We start from the raw sequence: 24870 nt of genomic DNA, 5'->3' as shown, positions 1-24870 counted from the left end.
AATAACTATTCAAAAACAATGTATCACTCTGATTTCAAAGATTTTACAGGATTCATCAACGCCGCTTTAATGGATTGAAAACTAACTGTCACTAATGCAATGCCAACTGCGGCTATCCCGACGAGAACGAAAATCCAGGCACTGATTTCGATGCGGTAAGAATAATTATCCAACCACTTTTGCATGAAAAACCAGGCTAACGGAGTGGCAATAACGATAGACAAAACGACCATTTTTACAAAGTCTTCGGAAAGTGTATAGACGATGCTTGAAATGCTCGCACCTAAAACTTTGCGAACGCCGATTTCCTTGGTACGCTGTTCAATGACCATCAGCGCGACAGCAAATAATCCCAGACATGACAGTAAAATTGCAACGCCAGACGCCAGACTGAAAATCTGAGAAAGCCTTTCTTCCTCCTTATACCAGGCATTTGTATTTTCGTCCATATAGGAACCGATGAATTCTGCCTGTGGAGCAACTTCTTTCCAGACTCCTTTCAATTTGTCCATAGCGCCAGCCAGACTTTGCGGCGTGACACGAACAAAAATATAGCTGATCGGATCGGAATGTGAAAGATGTAAAGTAATTGGTTTTTGATCCGCTTTCAGTGAGTATAAATGAAAATCGGGAACAAGTCCGATAATCTGATATTTGACACCCGCTGTATCCGTTTGAAAAAATTTCCCGACAGGATCTTTTTCACCGATCATCTTGGCCATACTTTCTGTAATGATCACACGATCAAGAGAATCTGTCGGGTAAGCAGGATCAAATTCCCTGCCGTCAAGAAGTTTTATACCAAGGGTTTTTGCATATTCGTAATCCACAGAAACCCAGTCTGAGGAGATTTCTTTTTCCTTGTAGGTAAACCCGATCACACTTCTTGAAGTGCTGTGGTCATTTCCAACACCTAGATTTACTGCACTGCCGGACACGCCAAGGATTGTCGGATCATTGCCCAGCGTATTACGCATTCTGCGCAAAACCTGCTGTCCGTTCACCTTGTTTCCAACCGGAATACTGATGACCTGATCCTTGTCAAAACCAAGCGGCTGTGTTCTGAGATAGCCAACCTGCTGAATAGCAATAATAGTACAGCAAATCAACAAACTCGATAAAGTGAATTGGGTAACGATCAAAGAATTACGAAGAATTCCGGGACGTTTCAATGTGATTTTCCCTTTTAAAACCTCAACCGCATTAAATTTTGACATTTGCCATGCCGGATAACCGCCGGCCACCAAAGTGACAAGTATAAAAAGGCCAAGAATAATAGTTAAAGTCTCCGGCTGAAAGACATATCCTAACGTCAATTTCCCTCTGAAAGTAGCATTGAATTGTGGTAAAAAAGCATAAGCCAACAAAAGGCCAGCGAGAAAACCAACAAAACAGATCATAGACGTTTCGCCCCAAATCTGTATAAAAAGTTGATTTTTAAGTGCTCCAAGTGATTTTCGAACACCAACTTCCCGAGCCCGCGTGAAGGAGCGGGCAACACTCAAATTAATAAAATTGATACAGGCAATCAGCAGGATAAAACTCGCGATACCCATCAGTGCGAAAATCAATGTTGAAGAAGATGAACCACCGGAAATGTCTTTTGCAAAATGTACATTAGCCAGTTTCTGTAATCTTATAGCGAAAATATCTCCTCGTTCATCTGGTTTTGCTCCACGCTTTTTCAAACTGGCAATGTTATCAGCAAAATATTTTTTTGAAAAAGATTTCAACCGGTTTTCAAAAGACGCCTGATCGGCGTTCGGGGTCAATTTTACATATACATTGTGAGACATGGCGTCCCAATGATCCTTTTCACGTTGATAACCTTCGTGATTTTCGATACGAATAAATGCATCGTACTGTATGGTTGAGTTGTCCGGAAAGTCACCCAATACACCTGTGACAATATATTGTTTTTGATTTCCGCCATCCGATCCCAGCTGTATCTGTTTCCCAATTGGATCTTCGCTTCCGAAAACTGCCTTTGCCATATTCTGGCTGATCACAATATTACTAAGGTTATTAAGCGCAGTTTCAGCACTTCCTTTCAACATGGGGAAAGAAAATATTTTCAGAAAATCAGGATCAGTAAGCATGACCTGTTTGTCAAAATACTTGCCTTTGTATTCCACCAGACTACTCCCGTTCATTAATCTCGACGCGGCTTCAACTTCCGGATATTCTGCTTTCAACGCCGGTGTCAGCGGCATAGGCAGTGTACCGCTCTTTTCTTCTTTTTCTGGATTGTTAGAAAACAAATAAGCCTGAAAAATCCGGTCGCCGTCTTTATGGAAATTGTCAAATGACAACTGGAAATAAGCCGTCAGAAAAAGAAAAATGCTGATACAAAAAGCTACCGAAAGCCCGACAATATTGATCGAAGCATAACCTTTACTTTTCCAGAGATTTCTGAATGCAATTTTGAAGTAGTTACGTATCATCTAATGGTTATTTATCGATTGAAAAACCTATTTCCTGTTCAGTTTCTGCAATAATTCTTTGACGTTCACTTTCAGATTTTCCGTTGGCGTTCAAAGTTCTTTCATATTCAAAATCCTCGCCGTTTTTGACAAATTGATAGTGCATATACATTTGCCCTTCCGCATTATATTTTATCTGTTTTGAAAAGGGCTGCTTTTTATCACAGACCGTTTCAGTATGTTCAGTTTTTTCAATTTCTACGGTTTCATCATCTGCTTTTGAAACTTCCTCTTCCGGATCTTCGTCGGAAAACAAGGGTGGTATCGGAGGCTCAGGAGGAGGAGGAAAAGAAAGATCCAGAGAATCGAGTACTTTTTCCTTCAATGCCAGTCGCTCAGATTTATCCAAAAAAGACAGATCAAAAGTATGGTCATACTTTATTGTTTGCCCATCGATTGTCCCACTGATATGGATAGAGACAGACTTTCCATCGTCTTCAATACTCCTACTCACAGACCGCGATTGTCCGAAAGCAATCGAATTGATGGTTGTAAGCAGAATGATAAAATAATTTTTCATAGCTGAATGAGTTGCTTTTTTAATTTCCGGGTTAAATAATCCTGTTCTAATATTAACATTGGGACTACCTGCTATGGCAAAATGAAATAATTATACCCGAATACTGAACGCTAGATAACTTATTAATTACAAGCATTTTAAATCAAAATAAAAATAAAAAAAGTGTCCGATTATGGACACTTTCGTTCAGTATTGGACTTTGGTTAATCTTTCGTGAATTATAAAAAAAGTACTTTAATTTAATCAACGTCTAACAAATTTTTGAGTGTTATATTAAATATGAATTCAATATAGTTATCTTCAAATAGGCAGGTTTTTTATATTTGTATAGCAAACAAAAAACTAAAAATGAGTACTTTATCAATTCATACGAAACTAGAAACCTTAACCCCTGCCTTAAAGGATGAGGTTAATGATTTTATTGATTTCTTAATCGAGAAATCAACAAAAGATAAAAAAAAGAAAATTATTCCTGAGTTTGGAAGTGCCAGAGGTAAAATTAGAATGTCTCCGGATTTCGACGAACCTCTTGATGACTTTAAGGATTATACAGCCTGATCATACTTAACAGAGATAACAATTTTAAACATTATCAATTACCGATAATCTGGTAAACCCTACTCCGATTTCAAAGATTTCACCGGATTCATCATCGCAGCTTTTACACTTTGGAAACTGATTGTAATTACTGCAATTAAAACCGTCAGCAATCCGATAGTCGGGAAAATCCACCAGCTAATTTCTATCCGATATGCAAAACCTTCCAGCCATTTGTTCATCGCGTAGTAGGCAATTGGCGATGCAATGACAACGGAAATTAATATTAACATAACAAAATCCGTTGATAACAACGTCACAATTCCGGCAATCGAAGCACCAAGTACTTTTCTGATACCGATTTCCTTGATCCTCCGTTCGGCTGTAAACGTTGCAAGTCCAAATAATCCCAGACAGGAAATTAATACAGCGATGATTGTAAATGTATTGAAAAGTGTTGCGCTGCGCTGTTCGTTTTTGTAAAGGCTGTCAAACGTATCATCAAGAAATTTATAATTCAGCGGATAATTTGGTACCATCTCAGCCCAGATTTTCTCAACCGATTTTATTGCCCGCGCCTCATTTCCCCTGGTGTATTTTACATAAATTCCTTTGCTCCATTCTGAATCCGTAAACAAAACCAGCGGTTCTATTTTCTCCCTTAAACTTTTATAATGAAAATCTCTGACTACACCAATGATCGTTCCTTTTTTACCCTGAAAATAAAAACGCTGCCCGACTATTGGTTTAGGAATATTCAGTTTTTTGACTGCGGCTTCATTTAAAACCACATTATCCTTATCAACAACACTGTTTTCCGCAAACCACCGGCCATCTGCCATTTTCAGGTTGAACAGGGATTGAAAATTGGATTCCACAGCAATCTGTCCCACCGTTGGCTTAAAATCCGCTGGCCGGCCATCCCAATCCAGACTGCCACTGTGGCTGCTGTTGATATCAACAATATTAGAGCTTGAAATCGTCACATCTTCAATTCCCGGCTGATTCAAAAGCCGGGCTTTCATCGTCTTTGCTTCAACCTTTGGAACCATGTTCCATGGAAGTGTAAAAGTAAACGTTCTCCCCCTGTCATAACCTAGCTTTGCATCCCGGATAAATTTCATTTGCTGGAAAACAATAAGTGTAGAGATCAGAAAAACAACCGAAACCGTGAATTGCACAATCACCAGTCCTTTTCTAAAATTGCCGTTATTTGATCCAAAAACGTTATTTCCTCTTAATGTTTCAAACGGCTTGAAAGAAGATAAAAGCAGTGATGGATAAATGCCAGTAAGCAAAATGGCAAAAAATGTTGTTCCTAATAATACATACCATAACGATGAATTCGTCGGCGACAAGACAAATAATTTTCCCGTTAAATCATTAAATGCAGGCAACAAAGCATAGATCAGGATCAGTGACAGACCCAAACTTAAAAGGCAGGTCATTATAGATTCAGTCATAAACTGGCCAAATAAATGGGAATGTGTGGCGCCTAAAAGTTTTTTCATACCCACTTCTTTTGCGCGCATACTGGCTCGGGCTGTCGTCAGATTAACATAGTTGATACAGGCTACGAACAAAATCAAAAGCGCCAATCCGAAGAAAATATAAACGGTTTTGTGATCGCCTTTATCCTGCCCGGCTCTCTGGATAGCATTATTAAAATGCATATCTGCCATTGATTCCGATTCCAGCACAATTTCTTTTGAAGGATTTCCTTTATCATCCTTTTTTGCATTTGAAATAATCGTTGTCAGTTTTTTATCCAGCTTTTTCAAATCAGCATCAGGCCTTACCAAAATAAAAGTTTCATAATTGAAATTCCCCCAATTATTGTCATTTTTAAAAGTACCCGGATCGGATAAGTAGGCACTTAGCGGCAAAATAAAGTCATATTGAAAACTTGAATTGGCAGGATTATCTGCCAAAACAGCTGAAATTCTATAATCCAGAGAATCAATCCGAACGATTTTTCCTGAGATATCAGCTTTCCCAAACAATTGCTCCGCTTTCGATTCCGTCATCGCAATATTTCGGATTCCGGATTTGAAATCGTTAAGAGATCCATCCAGAGTTTTGTAGTCGAAAATCTCAAACCAGTTGGAATCCACGTAAGCAACATGATCCGCCAAAATCATTTTCTCTCCAATCTTGATCGGCAAATTTGAAGAATTCATTATCCGGGTAACCTTTTTAATTTCCGGAAGCGATTTTATTTCGTTGGCCAATAAAAGCGGCGTGCTTGACCAATGCCAGGTTTCCTGTTTGCTAACCTGATAATGCGTCAAAATCCTTTTGATCTGATTTGAATTTTTATGGAAGGAGTCAAAACTGGATTCATTTTGCACCCACAAAAGAATGAAAACCGCGGCCACCATCCCACCCGAAAGTCCTATGATATTGATTGAAGTAAAAAGTCTGGAACCCAACAGGTTTCTGAGTGCAATTTTGATGTAGTTTTTCAACATGACGTTAGGCAGCGTTTATCTTAGTTTATTGCTTCAATCTATTTTTGCTTTTCGAAACAAATATTTTACTCACTTTTCAAACTCTTCACGGGATCCGTCATAGCTGTTTTCAAACTTTGGATACCAACGGTTAAAATGGCAACTGAAACAGCCAACACTGCCGAAACGGCAAAATACCACCAGGAAATTTCGATCCGGTAAGGAAATTTTTCCAGCCAGATATTGGCAGCATAATAAGATATTGGCAGCGCGGCAACAATGGCGATCAAAACCAGTTTGACAAAGTCAGTTGATAATAAGGTAGTGATACTCGCAACGGAAGCACCCAAAACTTTTCTAATGCCAATTTCTTTAACTCTCGTTTCAGCATTAAAAGTGGCCAGACCAAACAAACCGATACAAGAAACAAAAATGGACAAAATAGCGGCCAGCGTAATCATTTGTTTCCATTTCGCCTCGGTTTCATATCTTTTCAGATTCGTGGCATCTTCAAATTTATATTCAAACGGCATGAAAGGCACGTGGGCATGAAATATTTTTTCGACAGATTTGATGGTTTCCGGAATGTCGGTGGAATTCAATTTGACATAAATCGTACCCAATTTATAATCAGGATCCTGTGTCAGCAAAAGCGGTTTTATTTTTTCTTTCAAAGAAGCAAAATGGTAATCTTTAATCACACCGATCACCTTGTATTTGCGATTTTTCCAATCAAAATTAATTTCCTTCCCCACCGGGTCTTTCCAACCTGCTTCCTTCACAAACGCCTCATTTACCACCACCGATTCCATGGGATCCGATGTAAAACTTTCCGAGAAATTTCGTCCTTTGGTAACCGGAATCTGTAAGGCGCTCAGAAAATTGTCGTCTACTCCGATGTAACCAAAATCAATACTTCCATTTTCTATTTGCGCACCGGTTCCGTTGTAATTACCATTAAATGCTGCAACGGTTTTAACACCAGCCATATTTTTCAACTCCTGTTTAATGGCAGCAATTGATTCTTTACGGTTATCTCCCCGTCCGACACTAAAACTCATCAGATTATGATCATTGTAGCCTAAATCCTTATTGGTCAAATATTTAAACTGGGAATAAATGATAATGGTGCCAATAACAAGACAAATCGACAAAGCAAACTGAAACACGACCAGACCTTTCGTAAGAAAATGTCGCTGCGTCAGTTTTGTACGATTGTAAAGCGTTTGCGCCGGACTGAATCCCGACAAAACCATGGCAGGATAAAATCCCGCAACCAGGCCGGTAAGCAGAAAAAGACCGAAATAACCGGTGACAAGTTTAAAATCAAGTAAATAGGAAAGCGCCAATTGCTTGTTTGCCAAATCGTTAAAAATTGGCAAAACCAGTTGCGTTAAAACAATAGCAAAACTGAAAGCGATAAATGACAAAAGAAAAGATTCACCCAAAAACTGGTACATCAGCTGCTTCCGCTGACTGCCAACAACTTTACGAATTCCAATTTCCTTCGCCCGTTTGAGTGATCTGGCGACCGTGAGATTTATAAAATTGATACAGGCGATCAGTAAAATGAAGATGGCAATTCCGGAGAGAATGTAAGAATAAATCGGGCTGCTGCCGTTGGATAATCCGTTTCTTAAATCACCGGATGCATTATCCAGATGTATCGTCAAAAATGGTTGCAGATCGAAGTGAATTTTTTGTTTAAAATCTTTGATCTTGCTGATTTCAACGGCGGATTTACTTTTAAAAACCTGATCAAGTTTTGGTACAACGGAAAGATAATTCGCTTTGTCGTGCAGCAAAACAAATGTATTCATATAAAAACCAAGCCATTCCTGATCCGTCCAGCCACGGGTCTCCTGAAACTTAAAAGGAATAACTGATTTGAACTGAATGGAAGAATTTTGAGGGCAGTTTCTTGCTACTCCGGTGACGTTAAAAGTTTCAAACTTTTCGCCGATTTTAAGCTCCATTGTTTTACCAACGGCATCTTTTGTACTAAAATATTTCTCAGCCACATCTTCGGAAATCACAATCGAATTAATACCTGACAACACTGTTTTCGGATCGCCGTGCAATAATGGCATTGAAAAAACGGTAAAGAAATTATCGTCTGCAAAAAGGACTTCCTCGTTAAGCAGATCTGTACCTTTTTTGGTAACAAAGGAGCTGCCCTGCGCTCTTACGATTTCCTTGATTTCGGGAATTTCCTGTTTGAAAGACGGACCGTGGATCGCGTTAGTACTACCAATCACGTGTGTTTCTCCATCCTGTGTCATCGCCACCTTAATCCGATAAAGCTGATCTTTATTTTGCTCAAAACGATCAAAACTTACTTCGTCTTTGGTATAAAGCACAATCAACATGCAGCAGGTCAGCCCCAGAGATAACCCGGCAATATTAATTACCGAAAAAACCTTATTTCTGATAAGATTGCGAAAAGCGATTTTGAGATAATTCTTTAGCATGGCTGTTGGCAAGTAGCTTTTAGCGGTTAGTGATTAGCTTTTAGCCGTGGCTTCGAGCTTTTTTTGAGTTTTAGAAATTTTACCTGGAAGCATTAATTAATCAAGCATAAAATATCACTTTCAATATTTACAAAACCTCTATCTCATTTCGGGAAACAAATATTCAAAACCAAGTCCCCGAAGTTAAAACGCCAACAGCTAACGGCTATTCGCTCCTTAGCGATTTTACCGGATTTTTCAATGCCGCTTTTATCGATTGGAAACTGACCGTTAACAATGCAATTCCCACCGCGAGAATTCCGGCTAAACCGAAAACCCAGACGGGAATATTGATCCGGTAAGCATAATCTTCCAGCCATTTGTTCATTGCAAACCAGGCAAGCGGCGCGGCAATTGCAAATGCGATAAGTACCAGCTTTACAAAATCTTTGGAAAGCAGATTGACAATCTCAGCAACACTTGCTCCAAGCACTTTCCGCACACCAATTTCCTTAACCCGCTGTTCCACAGAGAATGAAGCCAGACCGAATAATCCCAGACATGAAATAAAAATGGCCAGACCAGCCAAAATCCCTACAATTTCACTCACCGTATTATCGGCCCGATACAATTCCGCAAAATGATCATCAAGAAATTCATATTCAAACTCTTCATCCGGTGCCATATTTTTGAAAGCTGCCTGGATTTCTGCAATCGCTTCTTTGGCTTTATCGCTGCTTATCCTGACTGACATTTCTCTGTAACCCCAATCCGTTTTATCAAGAATACAGAGCGTTTCAATTTTGTGGTGAAGGGAATTGAAGTTAAAATCTTTACAAATTCCGACGATCACACCGGCAGAATCCATACCTCCAAAACCGAAATTCTTGCCCACCAGATAATCCATTGGTTTTCCAGGCGTGTCTTTTAACAATTCTTTGGCCAGTGTTTCATTAACGATATAAGCATTTCCATTATCTGCTGCATTTGCTTTTGAAAAATTCCGGCCGGCAACAAGTTTAATTTTATACAAAGTCAGATAATCAGGATCCACCACCACCTGTGAGCTGGCCATTTCCCTGACAGGTCCATCTCCATGAAACTTGACACCGCTCTGATGTAAATTGTTTCCAAGTTTTTGTTGGGAACCAGTTACTGCTGTGATATGAGATTTACTTAATAATTCATCTTTTATAGCTTGATAATTTTTACCCGATTGAACACCCAAAGGAATCGTAACAACCTGTTCCCGATCAAAACCGATATTCGCTTTTTGCATATATTTTAACTGGCGAACGGTCAAAACAGTCGCGATCATTAGAAATATTGCACCTGCAAACTGGCCAACAACGAGCACATTCCTGAACGAAAGTTTCTTCCTTCCACTTTGCATCCTTCCCTTTAAAACGGTGATTGCATTGAAAGAAGAAAGATAGGCCGCCGGATAAAGTCCGGAAATAATTCCAACCAGGATAGTACCCAAAACCAGCGAAATGAGTAATAGCGGATTGGTGAAAAATGAAAATTTCAGTTCGCGCTGACTTAATTCATTGACATATGGCAGTAACATTTCAACAAATAAAATAGCCAGAATCAGAGAGAAGAAACACAGCATCACAGATTCACCAAGAAACTGCATTCCAAGTTGAAAACGGCCTGAACCACTGGCTTTTCTGATACCAATTTCTTTCGCCCGCCCGGCAGAACGCGCCGTAGAAAGATTCATAAAATTGATACAGGCAATCAGCAGAACGATGATGGCAACGAAAGAGAAAATGTAGGTATACGTTTTATCGAATTTTTGGTAATTCTGATAATCATGTGTGATATTCACAGAATTGGCATGAACGTCTTTAAGCGATTGGAGGAAAAGCTGATAATATTTCCAGCCGCCTTCTTTCATATGCCTTTTCAGATAATCCGGGAAGCGTTTTTCCATGGATGCAACATTGGCATTTTTTGACAATTCCAGATAAGTCACCAGCCAGTTTCCACCCCAGTTTTCCATATAATTCGGCTTGATGATCGTATTAAACGAAAACAATCCGTCGAATTGTAAATGTGAGGTTTTGGGAATATTTTCAAGAATTCCGGTTACCGTAAACCGTGTTGTATCACCTCCGTAAACGGTAATTATTTTTCCAAGTGCATCCTCATTTCCAAATATTTTAGCGGCGCTTTCTTCTGAAAGCACCACGCTGTTCGGTTTTTGTAAAGCCTGATTTCTGTCTCCTTTGACAAGTTTATAATCAAAAATTTGAAGAAATGTGGAATCAACAAAGTAACCGGAAGGGATACTGAATTTTTTATTATCAACCCGCAGTTTGACTTTATCCATCATTCTGACCCGTGTAAAATTCAGAACTTCCGGGAATTCATTTTTCAGTGTTGGCCCCATTGGAAACATGGACAAAGCCACATTCTGAGGTGCCACCATACCTTCAAATTTCTGGACTTCATCCAGTCGGTATACATTCTTTTTATGAATGTTATCAAAGCTTTTCTCATAAAAAACAAAAAGCATGATCACAATACAAGCCGTCATCCCGGTAGCCAGACCGAGAATATTAAGCAGAGAATATCCCTTATGCTTCCAAAGGTTTCTCCATGCGATTTTGAGATAGTTTTTTATCATTTTTCAGGTTTTGGCTTTTGGCTAATTGATATAATCTTTCCGATATTTCGAGCGTACCGATATAAAATATTCTGTTTAATAATAGCTTCCGATTCTCTGTAATCCTGGCGCTCAAAGCTAACTGCTAATAGCCAATCGCTCCCATTTATTCGCTTTTCAAACATTCCAAAGGATTCACATTCGCAGCTTTTACCGCTTGCATTCCAACTGTCAGCCAGGCAATTACTAAGGCGGCAATGCCTGCGCCAAGGAAATACCAGACTTCCAGGTCGATGTGTAATGCAAAGCTTTGCAGCCAATATCCGGTTATCAGATAACTGATAGGCAATGCAATGACTACTGCTGCAATGACCAGTTTTGTAAAATCACTTGAAAGCAGATATACGATACTGAAAACGCTTGATCCCAGCACTTTACGAATTCCAATTTCTTTCAATCTTCTTTCTGCGGTAAACGCGGCCAATCCAAACAATCCCAGACAGGAAATCAGAATTGCCAAACCGGCGAAGTATTTTGAAAGTGACGCAACTCTTTGTTCCGCAGCATATTGCGCCTGGTATTCCTGATCCAGGAATTTGTAGTCAAGGGAAAATCCGGGATTGTATTTTTTGTAAAGTTCTCCCATTGACGCTAAGACCAACTTTTCCTTTCCAGCCGCAATTTTAGCCATGATAATATAGGTATCACCTTGCGATAAACGGAAAAATAACGGTTTTACATTTTCATGAAACGATTCAAAATGGAAGTCTTTGGCAACACCAACAATTTGCATATCCTGTCCCCAAAGTTTGACCGTTTTTCCAACGGGATTTTTCAATCCCATGAATTTTATGGCTGCTTCGTTGAAGATTATTTTAGAACTATCTGCACTAAAATCTTTGGAGAACAACCGACCTTCTTTCAAACGAATTCCAAGCGTCTGCATCATTTCATAATTCACGCCGACATTTTCAAACTCTGTTTTGTTATCTTCCGCTTTGCCTTCCCACCATACTCCGAAAGTGCCTGAATTATGCCCCGTCATATCATGACCGATGCTTGATGCATTTAAAATTCCGGGCATATTTCTTAGTTCAGAAAGAAAAGTTTCCATTTTCGCATCATCCCCCATTTTCCCTTCTCTGGTAAAATAGACAATGTTGTCTTTATTGTAACCCAAATTTTCAGACTGGACAAATTCAACCTGTTTGTACACAACAATTACCGAAACAATCAGGATAACGGAGATCGTAAATTGGAAAACAACCAGACCCTTTCTTGCCCAGACTTCACCAACGGAAACATTTAATTTTCCTTTTAAAACAGAGATCGGATTGAAACCGGAAAGGTATAAGGCAGGATAACTACCCGAAATTAAACCTGTAACAATTACAACACCAAGAAGAGACAAAATTAGTTTTGGGTCATAATGAAGGATCAGATCCTTGCCCGTTATTTCATTAAATTGAGGCAAAAACAATAAAACCAATAACACAGACAGAAAAAGTGCAAGGAAAGTCATCAGCATCGATTCACCCAGATATTGATAAATGAGCGTCTCTCTATATGCCCCAATGGCTTTTTTAATACCAACTTCCTTAATTCTGCCCGACGCTTTGGCCGTAGAAAGATTCATAAAATTGATACAGGCGATCATCAATATGAATACGGCAATAATTGAAAATAACCGGACGTATTCTATTCTGCCGCCCGTCGGTAATCCGTTCTCATATTTTCCATACAGATATCCGCTTGAATATGGACGGGCAAATAATGTCCTGTGAGTTACCTCACCATTTGTTTTTGTCTTAACAAGATTGGCAATTTTCTTGTTAAACTGATTGACATCTGTTCCGCTTTTCAGCAGTACAAATGTATCAGGCCCCGAGTTTCCCCATTTGATGCTGTTTGGATACTTATCTACATATAGTTCAAAAGAAACAACAAAATCAAACTGCTCAGAAGAATTCGATGGCGTTCCTTTAAAAATTCCGGAAACTACAAATTGCTTTTCGTGCTCAAATTCAATCGATTTTCCAATGACGTTTTGTGTGGTATGAAAAAGATTCTGAGCCAGTTTTTCGGAAATAACTATGGAATTTTTGTCACTTAAAACCTGGTTTGCATCGCCCTGTTCGAGGCCATAAGAATACATATTGAAAATATCCTTTCCTGCATACCGTCCCTTGCTTCTAAAATCGTTATTTCCCTCCGATAAAGTCGCCACAAACTGTTTTGACGAAATAGCATACTCGACTTCCGGCATTTCACTTTTCAGCGTTTCAGCCAAAGATCCGGATGTTGACTGTGCCGTGAGAATACCTTGAGCCTGCACACGGTTTTCCATCATCTGAAAAAGCCGGCTGTCTTTTTCGTGAAATTTATCAATACTTAATTCATCATTAACCCAAAGGTATATCAACAACGAACAGGCCAATCCTGCGGAAAGTCCTGTCAAATTGATAAAAAAAGTGCTTTTAAACCGCTTGAAATTGCGATAGATAACAAGGAGATTATGTCTGAACATAGTTCAAGAATTTTTTAAGAGGTGACTGTGACTAATGCTTTAATAGTTAAAATCAAGGCAATATCATGTCTGGCTAATAGCTTAAATATGGTTTAGTATTTCAAAAAAGCGGATTTCGAAATACTAAACCATCATCGGAAGAAAACTTTTTGTTCGAAACCAATTCGAACTCTTGTTACTATATGTTTATCTAAACATGAATCTTTTCAGTGACCACCTTGCCATCGAATAAATTTACAATTCTGTGGGCAAAACCTGCATCATACGGCGAGTGAGTTACCATGATAATCGTGGTTCCGGCACCGTTCAGCTGACTTAATAAAGCCATTACTTCTTCCCCGTTTTTCGAGTCAAGGTTACCCGTCGGCTCATCCGCAAGTATTGTTTTTGGTGTTGCAACCACGGCACGTGCAATCGCAGTACGCTGCTGCTGTCCACCGGAAAGTTGCTGTGGAAAGTGATTGCGGCGGTGCATCATGTTCATGCGGGTAAGTGCTGCTTCTACTTTTTCCTTACGTTCAGCAGGAGGTGTTTTCAGGTAAAGCAAAGGAAGCTCAACGTTTTCATAAACAGTAAGTTCGTCGATCAGGTTGAAGCTTTGGAATACAAAACCAATATTTCCCTTACGAATCTGAGCACGCTGGCGTTCAGACATTTTGCCAACCTCAGTACCATAAAACTCATAAGAACCAGCGCTGGGATTATCCAGCAAGCCAAGGATGTTCAAAAGGGTAGATTTACCGCAACCGGATGGTCCCATAATAGCGACAAATTCCCCGTCTTTGATCTCCAGATCAATCCCGTTAAGGGCAGTGGTTTCTACTTCCTCGGTAGAAAAGATTTTCTGTAAGTTGTCAATTTTGATCATATTTTCTTAGCTGTTGGCTGTTAGCTTTTGGCTGTTAGCTGGTTATGGGTATTTCTTACGTGTTGGCTTGTTATAGTTTTTTACTGCTAGTATTCTTATTTCGTATTTCCGTTGGCTCGGATGTTTAAATTATTAATCCGAGCCAACCACTAATTTAGAATTCTAAAACCTCATTATCTCCAAAGTTCTCATAAGAACTCGTAATCACTTTTTCACCTGGTTGTAATCCTTCAAGTACTTCAAAATATTCAGGATTTTTACGTCCAAGGGTTATTTTGCGTTTTGCTGCACGTTTGCCGTCTCCACCCAAAACATACACCCAGTTTCCGCCGGTTTCAGAGAAGAATCCGCCAACAGGCAATAATGTTGCTTTTGATGGTTGTCCTAGTTGTAATCTGATCGGTGCAGATTGTCCGCGTTTGATCAGCTCAGGTGCGCCGCCTTTCGGGAATTCCATATCCACCTCAAAACGTCCGCTTAATACCTCAGGATAAATTTTGATAATTTTCAAAGTATATGCCTTGCCGTTAAAGTCCATACTGCCCTGCAAGCCGGCAAAAATTCTTGAAATATAATGTTCATCAACACTTACACGCATTTTGAAACCATTTAAATCATCAATTTGTCCAATATTCTGACCTTGATTAATATTTGAACCCACTTCAACATTCATTGAAGAAAGCATACCCGAAACCGGCGCTTTTACCACCAGATTGTCAAGTGTTTGTCTCCACAAATCAACGTTTTTCTTTGTATTGGTAAGTGTTCCTTCCAACTGTGTGATCTGCATTTTCGCATTTTCTTCCTGGTATTTCTGCGACTCAATTTCAATCTCACGCTGTTTTGTCAAACGTTCCAGTTCTCTTTTGGTTTTAAGAAAATCTGCATCGGGAATTACTTTATCCTTGTATAGTTTGATATTCCGGTCGTGTGCATCTTTGGCCTGATCAATCTGAAAATCCAGTTCACTCAAACTTTTCTGCAAAGCGAAACGCTCCACACGTAATCTTTGACGGGTATTTTGAAGATCATTCACCAATCGGCTGGCTTCCGTCTCAGATTGAAGAAAGCTCAATTTAAGGCTTTGATTTTCAAGACGTAAAAGTATATCACCCTGTTTTACCATATTACCGCCTTCTATCAGTTTCTGCGTTACATAACCGCCTTCGATGGCATCCAGCTGGATTGTTTTTAGTGGTTGAACAACCCCGGTCACTACAATAAATTCGTCAAAAACACCTGTTTTCACGGTTGATATTGTCAGTTTATCCTGTTGAACATTCAATTTGCTTCTCTTGTCGGCGAAGAAAAACTGATAAACCAAAAAGCTAACCAAAAGGACACTTCCGGCAATAATTCCTATTCTCCGGCTGTTCCAAAATTTCTTTGGCTTCACTTTATCCATCGTTGATCCTCCTGTGAAATTGGATCCGCTGCTCCCCGAAACTGGTGTTTTAACTTCCATTATATAGTCAGGCTTATAAATATCGTTTAAAAATCTTCTATCTTGTTATATCCAATCCTTGTGCCAGAAAAACCGGACAATCATAACTAATTGAAAATCAATAAAATTAAACATTTTAACATTATCAAACATGTTCAATATCGGACACTTTTGTTCGGCTTCGGACAAGCCAAATTGACATCGTTCGTACAGATATCTGGCCTTCAAACCATTACTAAAAATTCTAATCAGGGGAATAGTTTTTACAAATCAGCATAGAAGATTACGTTAAGTAGCTTATTAGCTTAAAAATTACGTAAAAATTAACCAATATTGCTTTATGATTTAGTGATCAATGCAATATTTGACTGCGAAACAAGAACCCAATATTAGCCAAAGCCAAAAAACATGCTCCTTTCCGAAGCCAAAATTCTAATAATTGATGATGATGTCGATGTTTTAAGTGCAGCAAAATTGTTGCTCAAACGTCATGCAAAACTTGTCGATATTGAAAAAAATCCGCAAAAATTACCTTTTCTTGTTACCAACAGCAGTTATGATCTGATTCTGCTGGATATGAATTTCACACGTGATGTCAATAGTGGCCGTGAAGGATTTCACTGGCTCGACAGAATTCTTGACATCAATCCGAATATAAAGGTGATTATGATCACGGCTTACGGAGATATTGAAATGGCCATTCGTGCCATAAAATCCGGAGCGACTGATTTCGTTTTAAAACCTTGGGAAAATGATAAACTCATTGCAACCATTGAAGACGTATTAGCGGAGAAAAAAGGTGATAAACTGGCAGCAGGCACCGAAGAAAAAGGTGACAGCAAAAAAGAAAAATCAACTTCCGATGCTATTATCGGACAAAGTGCCGCCATGCTTCATGTACTAAAAACATCAGAAAGAGTCGCTGCCACGGATGCCAATGTCTTAATTCTGGGTGAAAACGGTACCGGAAAAACACAATTGGCAAAACACTTGCACCAGCATTCACAACGCGCTGACAAACCTTTTGTCGTTGTGGATTTGGGTGCGCTGAGTGATTCTCTTTTTGAAAGTGAACTTTTTGGTCACGTTAAAGGCGCTTTTACAGATGCCAAAGATGACCGCGCCGGGAGATTTGAAGAAGCAAAAGGCGGTACTATTTTTCTTGATGAAATCGGGAACTTGACACTTTCATTACAGGCCAAATTACTGACTGTTTTACAGGAACGCAAGGTTACACGTGTTGGCTCAAATAAATCAATTCCGCTGGATGTTCGCCTGATTTGCGCAACCAATATGAATATTGAAAGTATGGTAGCCGATAAAACTTTCCGTCAGGATCTTTTTTATCGTATTAATACTATTGAACTGGATCTTCCCCCACTTCGTGAGCGCCCGGAAGACATTGCACCGCTTGCAGAATTTTATCTGAAACAATTCCGTAAGAAATACAATCGTCCGGTTACGGATATCAGCAGTGCATTGATCAAAAAAATGCAGCAATATAACTGGCCGGGAAATATCCGTGAATTGCAGCACGCTATTGAAAGAGCTGTAATTCTCTCCCAGGAAAAAACATTACAGCCAGATGATCTTTTCCTGAAAACATCAGGCGAACAACCAACCACTGCCACAGGTTTTGATCTTGAAGACATGGAAAAAAACATGATTGTTCAGGCAATGAAACGTTTTAATGGAAATATTACGGATGCGGCCAGAGAACTTGGGTTAAGCCGGGCGGCTTTGTATCGAAGAATGGAGAAGTATGGACTTTAAATTTTAGTTGAAAGTGGAGAGTTGAAAGTTAAGACCGGCGGCGAGGTTGAAAGTGATGTTGAATAGTTCGGGATGGCATACAAAGTTTTCGATTTACCGGATTGCATAAACAGCTTAAATCTTGTTATTCCTAACCAATGGAAAGCCGATTGCCGAAAGCCGACAGCCCCTTTGGCATATTTTTTACGCCTTTTATCGTTATGTTAACGAACTTCACATTTCAATTTTTAACTAATGATAAAGTATTGCAAGCTGATTTTTCTTCTTTTTTTGACACAAATAAGTTTTGCCCAGGATAATTCCATAATCTCCGTCCCGCTTAAAAATGTAAAATTGCATCAGGGATTTTGGCATGAAAAACTGGAAACCGGACGAACTGTAACGATTCCTCACGTTTTTCAGGAATGTGAACAAACAGGTCGGATTGATAATTTTGCAGTTGCCGGAGGATTAAAAAAAGGTGTTTTTCAGGGGACGAGATTTGATGATTCTGATGTTTTTAAAGTCGTTGAAGGTGCTGCTTACTCACTTCAAAATCATTATGACGCCAAACTGGATCGTTACCTGGATAGTCTGATCGTACTTTTCGCCGCTGCTCAGGAACCTGACGGATACTTGTATACCATCAGAACAATTAACAAAGACACAACCGGATCTTATGACTGGATTGCCGGTCCTTCCCGATATTCTTTTGAAAACGGCAGCCATGAACTCTACATTGTGGGGCATCTTTATGAAGCTGCCGTTGCCCATTACAACGCCACCGGAAAAAAGACTTTGCTGAATATTGCTACCAAAAACGCAGATCATCTTGTAAAAACAATCGGCCCGAAACCCGGACAAATGATCGTGGTGCCGGGGCATGAAGAAATTGAAATTGCTCTTGTGAGACTATACCGCACAACCAATAAAAAGGAATATCTGGATCTTGCACATTTCTTTGTAGACATGCGCGGTCGCTCTGATAAACGGACGCTTTTTCTTGATGAACATAAACTTGGCCCTTCTTATTTTCAGGATCAAAAACCGGTTGTAAAACAAACCGAGGCAGTTGGACATGCTGTTCGTGCGCAGTATTTATATGCAGGTATTGCAGATATGCTCACGATCAATGATGATCCACAATACAGTAAAGCCATTCATAGCCTTTGGAATGATGCTACTACAAAAAAACAATATATCACCGGTGGTGTTGGAGCAAGAGCGGATGGTGAGGCTTTTGACGCAGCTTACGTTTTACCCAATGACAATGCTTATGCGGAAACATGTTCAGCAGTAGCCAATCTGATCTGGAATCATAAAATGTTTTTGTACACCGGCGAATCCAAGTATATGGATGTTTTTGAAAGGACTTTATATAACGGATTTCTCGGAGGCATGTCCGTTTCTGGCAATGAATTTTTTTATGTTAATCCAATGGCTTCTAATGGCATAAATGATTTTGGTCATGGATCTGGCGCCACGCGTCATGAGTGGTTTGCCTGTGCCTGCTGCCCGACCAATGTTACCCGTTTTCTGCCGTCCTTACCTGGCTATGTATATGCAACAAAAGCTAACGAATTGCTCGTCAACCTTTTTATGGATAGCGAATCGGAATTGAATGTGAATAATAATCAGGTAAAAATTAATCAGAAAACAAATTATCCCTGGGATGGAAATATCAAAATCACCGTTTCACCAGCAAAATCTGCCACTTTTCCGGTTTCAATAAGAATTCCGGGCTGGGCTAACGGACAGGCGATTCCGGGGGATTTATATACTTATCTGGATAAAGCAGCAAAACCTGTCGTGCTAACAATAAATGGCAAAAATATGCCTGCAACGATTGAAAATGGTTATATCAAATTAAACCGTCAGTGGAAATCGGGTGATGTGGTGACGCTTGCTTTGGACATGCCAGTTAGAAAAGTGATTGCGAATGCAAATATCAAAACGAATAAAGGAAAGGTTGCCATTGAACGCGGTCCGGTTTTGTATTGTGCAGAAGGAAAAGATAACAATGGAAAAGCTCTTTCCATGAACATTGCTCCCAATCAGGCATTTACCTCCGAATACCAAAAAGATTTCCTCGGCGGACTTACCGTTTTGAAATCAAATGATACAAAATCAGCCGTATTGATTCCTTATTATGCCTGGGCAAATCGAGGCGCTAATGAGATGACAATCTGGTTTGACGAGAAGCAATGATAGAATTTTGAATGAGTGAATGATAGAATGATAGAATGATAGAATGATAGAATGATAGAATGGGTTGCTCATTGGGATGCCACGACCGTAATTGAGTCGTGGCATTTTTGGTTTAGGATTATATTTTTCTTTTTACTTGATATTCTTTTTTAGTTTTTCGAGGTCTTTTAATTCTCCCTCCATGATCATGCTCATGTCGCTGTTTTTCATGATATCGTTGTCGGATACCAGTCTGCATTTGAAATACATTTTGAATGGTAAACTTTTGCCTTTGAAAATTAATGCGCCGGCGGTTTTTAACGCTTTTCCCATTCCAACTTCCACTGGTATTTCAAACATTTGACTGCTCTTTGCCTTCACCTTGGTAACACCTTTTACTGATCCTTTTGCCAGTCCTTTTTGCTTTCCCAAATCAAAAACATAAGAAGGATCCCGGAATTCAACTGAGAATGCGTTGGGATTTATGAGTTTTAATTTAATGGATATGTCAGAATTACTTAACCGGAACTTTTCAATATCAAAATCTTCCATTTCCACTTTTGGTAAACGAATAAGTGGAAGTCTTTTATCCTGATCAAAATGCAGCGTGTCTTTTCCTAAAAATGGTTTTGCAAGATGCAAATATGTTTCGAAATGATAATCAGCACTATCCTCTCCTACCGCCGCACTTTTTTTACTCACTGTCACCAGTTTCTTAACCTCAATTTTAGTCGGTAGCGTAACCGTCGTAGTATCCTGCGATTTCAATACGAGAGAATCTGCATAATCACTTTCAATGATTTTCACTCCATTCATTTTTACCAGATATCTAAAATTTTTGATATCCAGCCCGACTGGCAATGGATTGTCTACCAATAATTTAAGAGACATTTCCATGGTACTGTCTGTCACATGGGTTATTTTACTGATACTCATTTCTACCTTCGGTTTCAGGCCGGAAACCGGATTGGCATTTTTTGATTTATAAAGAAAAAAGGCAACTCCAACACCGATCAGTAAAACCAGGATTATAATTAAAAGAGATGATGTTTTTGAGCGGTCCGTCATAAGTGCAGTGTTAATTTGATTATGGAAGCTGCCCGCCCAAAAATCATTCTTCAATTCCATCTGTATTATTTCCAGTTTTCATGTAATGCTTTGAGGAGTTTTTGCGCCTATTGAAATCCATTTAAAAAATAGTTGTGGATATATGTCTTCATTAAGTTATTCAAAATGAATACAGAAATGAATGTCTGGTTTGGTATGAATATTTACTAGAAGCCATAGTATTACAAATAACCAATTACCATCAACTACTTAAAAATTAAACTATTATAATCATGAAAACTGCAAAAAGTAAAGTAACGAACACAATCAGTGAAAAGGATCATGAAAAGTTGACTGAACTTTTTATCGACGGTTTGAAAGATATCTACTGGGCTGAAAAGCATTTGGCTAAGGCACTGGTAAAAATGGAAAAAGCTGCGACTTCTGACGAATTGAAAGCTGCTTTCGAAAAACATACAACGGAAACGGAAGAACATGCAAGTCGCCTGGAAGAAATTTTCGGAATAATCGGCGAAAAAGCTCAGGCGAAAAAATGTGAAGCCATGAACGGATTACTGAAAGAAGCTGACGAAATTACGGAAAGCACTGACAAAGGCACAATGGTACGCGATTGCGGATTAATTATGGCAGCGCAAAAAGTTGAGCATTACGAAATTGCTTCTTACGGAACGCTTAGAAACATTGCAAGAACATTGGGTCATGAAGACGTAGCCAATATTCTTCAAACTACATTGGATGAGGAGGGAACGACAGATCATAAATTAACCGAACTGGCTGAAACGTATGTAAACGAAGAAGCTAATCAGGAATAGTATTTCCTTTCCTTCATAATAGAGCGCTGGATTGAGGTTAATTACCTTATTTCCAGCGTTTTTTTATAATAAACGCTGTGTAAGTCTTTTTTTTAGATGTTTATCTAAAAATTTTTTTTCTCTATCACATATAGAAAAATCGCCCGTCAAAAGTTCGTCATAATGAACAAACTCTGACTGGCGATTTAATATACTATCTTAATAATTCAGCTGAATTATTAAGCCAGATTAAGTTTTCCATGATCTCCCGGATCACCTTGATGTCCGGTAACAGCTGCTTTTACCATTGAAAAGAAAACAACCATTTTGGAAGATGGGCTATCCCAATATGCGGCCTCATCCGTAGTTACTTTAAGCACTACCAGATTTGGATCTTCCTTTCCTTCCGGAAACCAGGCTTTTGATAACGGGCTCCACAATTCTTCTTTTTTCTGTTCGTCCTCAACGATTGTAGCGTAACCTGTCACACTTAGATACGTATTATCTCCCGGATGTGAGTAAATCAAAGTAACTTCTTCCCCACTTCCTGTCTCCTGGCCGATTTCAGTTTGTTTGCTTGTAAAAAACCAGGCATTTCCTTCCTCATCTACTTCCAGAGTGGTCATAGGACGCGATTCGATTTTACCATTCTCATAGGTTGTGTACATGCAAAAACGAATATCTTCAACCAATGATTTTAATTTTTTTATTGCTTCCGAACTTTGAAGGTTCTTTTCCATAACTATTTAATTTTAAGTCTGTGATGAATATGAATTACACACACAATTAAAATAACCGTTCCAAAAGTGGCAAAGCATAGCAATAAGAGCGTTCGCCTGCAATTTAGAAAACGCAATTTTTATTAAACCTTCCAGTTTTCGAGCTGATACGCACTATCCCAAAAAACGTATTCAAGTTTGGAAGCGATTATATAAGCTTCTGTCATTTTTTTCCTCACATTTTCCGAAGCATTGTCCGCCAGATTGTTACAAATCGACAACGCTTTTTCAACGGATGCGGCAAATTCTTCCCCTGCATAAGCGTCAATCCAGTTTTGATATGGATTTGGAGAACTCTGATGTGCATAAATATAGTCGCCGATTTTCTTGTAAATCCAGAAACATGGAAGTAGAGCTGCTACCGAAACTTCGAAGGATTCATAAGCCGCTGCGGACAACAAGTAATTGGTGTAAGCAAAACAGCCGGGAGCTTTTCCGCTATCAAAATCAATGATATATTCTTTGAAATAACTTTCATGTAAAATTCGCTCAACGATGATCGCGTTTTGGGCAAATTGAAGAAAATCGAGCAATTCCTGACTTGTTCCGGCCCTGGTTCCCGCAGTTGCAAGTGCCTTCGCGAAATCAGCGAGATATAATGAATCCTGATAAATATAGAATTTGAATTTTTCAACCGGCAATGTTCCGGTTTTCATTTCCTGATTAAAAGGATGATCCTGAATTTTATTATAAATTGGTAATGCCTCGTTCCAGAGATGATCTGTAAATTTCATAGGATGTTAATTATCGTAATTTCGGATTTGCATTACTTGTGGAGAAAATGAATGATTTAGCGGACCGGAGCCCTTGCCGGTTGTAATATTTTTCCCTGCTTCAATCGCTCCGGCGATATAAATTTTGGCCAAACGGATGGATTCGGTTAGTGAATTTCCAAGCGCGACATAAGTTGCAATGGCAGAAGAAAGTGTGCAGCCAGTCCCGTGGACGTTTTTACTTTCGATATACTCACTTTCAAAAATCTGAGGTTTCTCCCCTTTTTGAACAAAAACATCGAATAATTTGGGAGCGATTAAATGTCCACCTTTTAGTAAAACGGCCTGACAACCTTTTTCAATCATTTCCTCAGCAGCGACTACCATGTCATCCGTATTACCGATTTCTCTTCCAACCAGAATTTTAGCCTCATCCAGATTCGGTGTAATTAAGTCTGCGCGGGGAAATAATTCTTTCCACAAAACATCAATAGTTTCATCCTGAATCAGTTTTGAACCACTTGTTGAAACCATTACAGGATCAAAAATCACAAATCCGGGCTTAAAACGATCGAGAATTTCTGCGATTATCTCGGCCGTCTCAACGGTATTGATCATACCAATTTTGACTGAATCGATCATGATATCTTCAAAAACGGCTTCCAGCTGAGATTTCAAAAACGCACCTGGCACCGGATGAATGGCCCTGACTCGTGTTGTGTTTTGCGCAGTCAATGCCGTGATCGCAGAAGTGCCATAAGCACCCAAAGCTGCAATTGTTTTAAGATCGGCCTGAATTCCGGCACCTCCCCCGCTATCGGATCCGGCAATGGTGAGTACTGTGGGATAGCGCTTCATATTTTATTAGTGTTGTTAATCATGGATTTTAAAAATTTCGCGGCTTTGAAAGGTGAAGCCGCACTGCAAATGGCTGAAATAACTGCAATGCCTTCTGCTCCATTGGAAATTGCCTCGACAACATTTGATTCATTTAGTCCGCCGATCACCACAAGTGGATTTTTGCTGTGCGCTTTAACCCATTTTAAACCGTCCATTCCCCAGGGCGCCAAAGTATCTGTTTTTGAAGGAGTTGAAAATAATGGACTCACGGCGAGGTAAGTTAAATTAAGATTTTCAGCCTCAATTACATCTTCTTTTGTTTCAGCTGACAGACCGATTATTTTATCTGGCGGCAATAAATCTTTTAATATTTCATAAGGCATATCACTTTGTCCAACATGAACACCATCAGCATCGCAGGCCAATGCAACATCTACCCGATCATTTATGATTAGCGGGACATGATATGGATGAAGTATATCTTTCATCTTTTTCGCCCGGTCAATGAAAGCACGGGTTCCCAAAGATTTTTCCCGAAGCTGAACCATGGTGACGCCACCTTTTACGGCTTCTTCCACAACCCGGAATATGTCTCTGCCGAGGCAGGCATTTTCATCGGTTACGAGGTATAGTTGCATAAATTCTATTTTTTGTAATTCAGGAATTTACGGAGGTTGGTTGAGTGTATTATGTCACCCCTCCGGGGTTTTGGAACGGTTCGTTAGATTTTTTTAATATAATAATTTCATCCCTTCGGGATTGTGGCTAGTTGAAAGTCATAAATGGTACAATCCGAAATTGAATTTGATATTTTTCTTGCAATTGAATGAATCGTATTGTCTTGGAA

At 39.3% G+C, this 24870-nt stretch carries 17 protein-coding genes; 4 read left to right on the top strand and 13 right to left on the bottom strand.

What is annotated here, in order from left to right; all coding sequences use genetic code 11:
• Window positions 1-23 precede the first annotated feature (23 nt).
• Both IEE83_RS03400 and IEE83_RS03395 read right to left on the bottom strand, forming a co-directional pair.
• Complete coding sequence (locus IEE83_RS03400) at window positions 24-2444, bottom strand: ABC transporter permease (protein ID WP_194119218.1); 2421 nt, start codon at window positions 2442-2444, stop codon at window positions 24-26.
• 7 nt (window positions 2445-2451) lie between these two features.
• The gene (locus tag IEE83_RS03395) at window positions 2452-3003 is read right to left on the bottom strand and encodes a hypothetical protein (RefSeq protein WP_194119217.1); all 552 of its coding nucleotides are present in this window, start codon (window positions 3001-3003) and stop codon (window positions 2452-2454) included.
• Window positions 3004-3351: 348 nt separating this feature from the next.
• Between IEE83_RS03395 and vapB the strand changes: the two genes are divergently transcribed.
• The gene (gene vapB / locus IEE83_RS03390) at window positions 3352-3561 is read left to right on the top strand and encodes a type II toxin-antitoxin system VapB family antitoxin (RefSeq protein WP_194119216.1); all 210 of its coding nucleotides are present in this window, start codon (window positions 3352-3354) and stop codon (window positions 3559-3561) included.
• A 59-nt stretch (window positions 3562-3620) separates the two neighbouring features.
• Here the strand turns inward: vapB and IEE83_RS03385 are convergent, their stop codons facing one another.
• From IEE83_RS03385 to IEE83_RS03360, 6 genes are all read right to left on the bottom strand, one after another.
• Window positions 3621-6011 (bottom strand): ABC transporter permease, encoded by a 2391-nt coding sequence (locus IEE83_RS03385; protein WP_194119215.1) that lies wholly within the window; start codon window positions 6009-6011, stop codon window positions 3621-3623.
• Between the two features lie 65 nt (window positions 6012-6076).
• On the bottom strand, window positions 6077-8461 hold the full coding sequence (locus tag IEE83_RS03380) for an ABC transporter permease (RefSeq protein WP_194119214.1): 2385 nt from the start codon (window positions 8459-8461) through the stop codon (window positions 6077-6079).
• A 205-nt stretch (window positions 8462-8666) separates the two neighbouring features.
• On the bottom strand, window positions 8667-11075 hold the full coding sequence (locus IEE83_RS03375; protein ID WP_194119213.1) for an ABC transporter permease: 2409 nt from the start codon (window positions 11073-11075) through the stop codon (window positions 8667-8669).
• A gap of 145 nt (window positions 11076-11220) precedes the next feature.
• The gene (locus tag IEE83_RS03370) at window positions 11221-13581 is read right to left on the bottom strand and encodes an ABC transporter permease (RefSeq protein ID WP_194119212.1); all 2361 of its coding nucleotides are present in this window, start codon (window positions 13579-13581) and stop codon (window positions 11221-11223) included.
• Window positions 13582-13771: 190 nt separating this feature from the next.
• The gene (locus IEE83_RS03365; protein WP_194119211.1) at window positions 13772-14449 is read right to left on the bottom strand and encodes an ABC transporter ATP-binding protein; all 678 of its coding nucleotides are present in this window, start codon (window positions 14447-14449) and stop codon (window positions 13772-13774) included.
• 154 nt (window positions 14450-14603) lie between these two features.
• A complete protein-coding gene (locus tag IEE83_RS03360; RefSeq protein ID WP_194123280.1) occupies window positions 14604-15854 on the bottom strand; it encodes an efflux RND transporter periplasmic adaptor subunit in 1251 nt (416 codons plus the stop codon).
• A gap of 447 nt (window positions 15855-16301) precedes the next feature.
• On the opposite strand from IEE83_RS03360, the gene IEE83_RS03355 reads away from it, so the two are divergent.
• Together IEE83_RS03355 and IEE83_RS03350 are read left to right on the top strand one after the other, a co-directional pair.
• Complete coding sequence (locus IEE83_RS03355; protein ID WP_194119210.1) at window positions 16302-17666, top strand: sigma-54-dependent transcriptional regulator; 1365 nt, start codon at window positions 16302-16304, stop codon at window positions 17664-17666.
• A 234-nt stretch (window positions 17667-17900) separates the two neighbouring features.
• Window positions 17901-19853 (top strand): glycoside hydrolase family 127 protein, encoded by a 1953-nt coding sequence (locus tag IEE83_RS03350; RefSeq protein ID WP_194119209.1) that lies wholly within the window; start codon window positions 17901-17903, stop codon window positions 19851-19853.
• A gap of 132 nt (window positions 19854-19985) precedes the next feature.
• On the opposite strand, the gene IEE83_RS03345 is transcribed toward IEE83_RS03350, so the two are convergent.
• Window positions 19986-20900 carry an LEA/WHy family protein gene (locus IEE83_RS03345; RefSeq protein ID WP_194119208.1) on the bottom strand — a complete coding sequence of 305 codons (915 nt, stop codon included), beginning with the start codon at window positions 20898-20900 and terminating at the stop codon, window positions 19986-19988.
• A gap of 272 nt (window positions 20901-21172) precedes the next feature.
• Between IEE83_RS03345 and IEE83_RS03340 the strand changes: the two genes are divergently transcribed.
• Window positions 21173-21712, top strand: a complete 540-nt coding sequence (locus IEE83_RS03340) for a YciE/YciF ferroxidase family protein (RefSeq protein WP_194119207.1) — start codon at window positions 21173-21175, stop codon at window positions 21710-21712.
• Between the two features lie 218 nt (window positions 21713-21930).
• On the opposite strand, the gene IEE83_RS03335 is transcribed toward IEE83_RS03340, so the two are convergent.
• The 4 genes from IEE83_RS03335 to thiE form a co-directional block, all read right to left on the bottom strand.
• Entirely contained in the window at window positions 21931-22431 is a 501-nt protein-coding gene (locus IEE83_RS03335) for a pyridoxamine 5'-phosphate oxidase family protein (protein WP_194119206.1), read from the bottom strand.
• A gap of 122 nt (window positions 22432-22553) precedes the next feature.
• Window positions 22554-23204 carry a thiaminase II gene (tenA, locus tag IEE83_RS03330; RefSeq protein WP_194119205.1) on the bottom strand — a complete coding sequence of 217 codons (651 nt, stop codon included), beginning with the start codon at window positions 23202-23204 and terminating at the stop codon, window positions 22554-22556.
• Between the two features lie 6 nt (window positions 23205-23210).
• The gene (gene thiD, locus IEE83_RS03325) at window positions 23211-24041 is read right to left on the bottom strand and encodes a bifunctional hydroxymethylpyrimidine kinase/phosphomethylpyrimidine kinase (RefSeq protein WP_194119204.1); all 831 of its coding nucleotides are present in this window, start codon (window positions 24039-24041) and stop codon (window positions 23211-23213) included.
• Window positions 24038-24661, bottom strand: a complete 624-nt coding sequence (gene thiE / locus IEE83_RS03320; protein ID WP_194119203.1) for a thiamine phosphate synthase — start codon at window positions 24659-24661, stop codon at window positions 24038-24040. Before thiE ends, thiD begins: the two co-directional genes overlap by 4 nt.
• Window positions 24662-24870: the final 209 nt, after the last annotated feature.

The organism is Dyadobacter subterraneus (genome assembly GCF_015221875.1).
Classification (GTDB): Bacteria; Bacteroidota; Bacteroidia; order Cytophagales; family Spirosomataceae; genus Dyadobacter; species Dyadobacter subterraneus.
Note: the sequence above shows the minus strand (reverse complement) of the source record. Positions and strands in the feature narration are given on the sequence as shown.

Bases quoted from the DNA above. Each gene is read 5' to 3' on its own strand.
- IEE83_RS03400 (WP_194119218.1), bottom strand. From the start codon at position 2,444: ATGATACGTAACTACTTCAAAATTGCATTCAGAAATCTCTGGAAAAGT.
- IEE83_RS03395 (WP_194119217.1), bottom strand. From the start codon at position 3,003: ATGAAAAATTATTTTATCATTCTGCTTACAACCATCAATTCGATTGCT.
- vapB (WP_194119216.1), top strand. From the start codon at position 3,352: ATGAGTACTTTATCAATTCATACGAAACTAGAAACCTTAACCCCTGCC.
- IEE83_RS03385 (WP_194119215.1), bottom strand. From the start codon at position 6,011: ATGTTGAAAAACTACATCAAAATTGCACTCAGAAACCTGTTGGGTTCC.
- IEE83_RS03380 (WP_194119214.1), bottom strand. From the start codon at position 8,461: ATGCTAAAGAATTATCTCAAAATCGCTTTTCGCAATCTTATCAGAAAT.
- IEE83_RS03375 (WP_194119213.1), bottom strand. From the start codon at position 11,075: ATGATAAAAAACTATCTCAAAATCGCATGGAGAAACCTTTGGAAGCAT.
- IEE83_RS03370 (WP_194119212.1), bottom strand. From the start codon at position 13,581: ATGTTCAGACATAATCTCCTTGTTATCTATCGCAATTTCAAGCGGTTT.
- IEE83_RS03365 (WP_194119211.1), bottom strand. From the start codon at position 14,449: ATGATCAAAATTGACAACTTACAGAAAATCTTTTCTACCGAGGAAGTA.
- IEE83_RS03360 (WP_194123280.1), bottom strand. From the start codon at position 15,854: ATGGATAAAGTGAAGCCAAAGAAATTTTGGAACAGCCGGAGAATAGGA.
- IEE83_RS03355 (WP_194119210.1), top strand. From the start codon at position 16,302: ATGCTCCTTTCCGAAGCCAAAATTCTAATAATTGATGATGATGTCGAT.
- IEE83_RS03350 (WP_194119209.1), top strand. From the start codon at position 17,901: ATGATAAAGTATTGCAAGCTGATTTTTCTTCTTTTTTTGACACAAATA.
- IEE83_RS03345 (WP_194119208.1), bottom strand. From the start codon at position 20,900: ATGACGGACCGCTCAAAAACATCATCTCTTTTAATTATAATCCTGGTT.
- IEE83_RS03340 (WP_194119207.1), top strand. From the start codon at position 21,173: ATGAAAACTGCAAAAAGTAAAGTAACGAACACAATCAGTGAAAAGGAT.
- IEE83_RS03335 (WP_194119206.1), bottom strand. From the start codon at position 22,431: ATGGAAAAGAACCTTCAAAGTTCGGAAGCAATAAAAAAATTAAAATCA.
- tenA (WP_194119205.1), bottom strand. From the start codon at position 23,204: ATGAAATTTACAGATCATCTCTGGAACGAGGCATTACCAATTTATAAT.
- thiD (WP_194119204.1), bottom strand. From the start codon at position 24,041: ATGAAGCGCTATCCCACAGTACTCACCATTGCCGGATCCGATAGCGGG.
- thiE (WP_194119203.1), bottom strand. From the start codon at position 24,661: ATGCAACTATACCTCGTAACCGATGAAAATGCCTGCCTCGGCAGAGAC.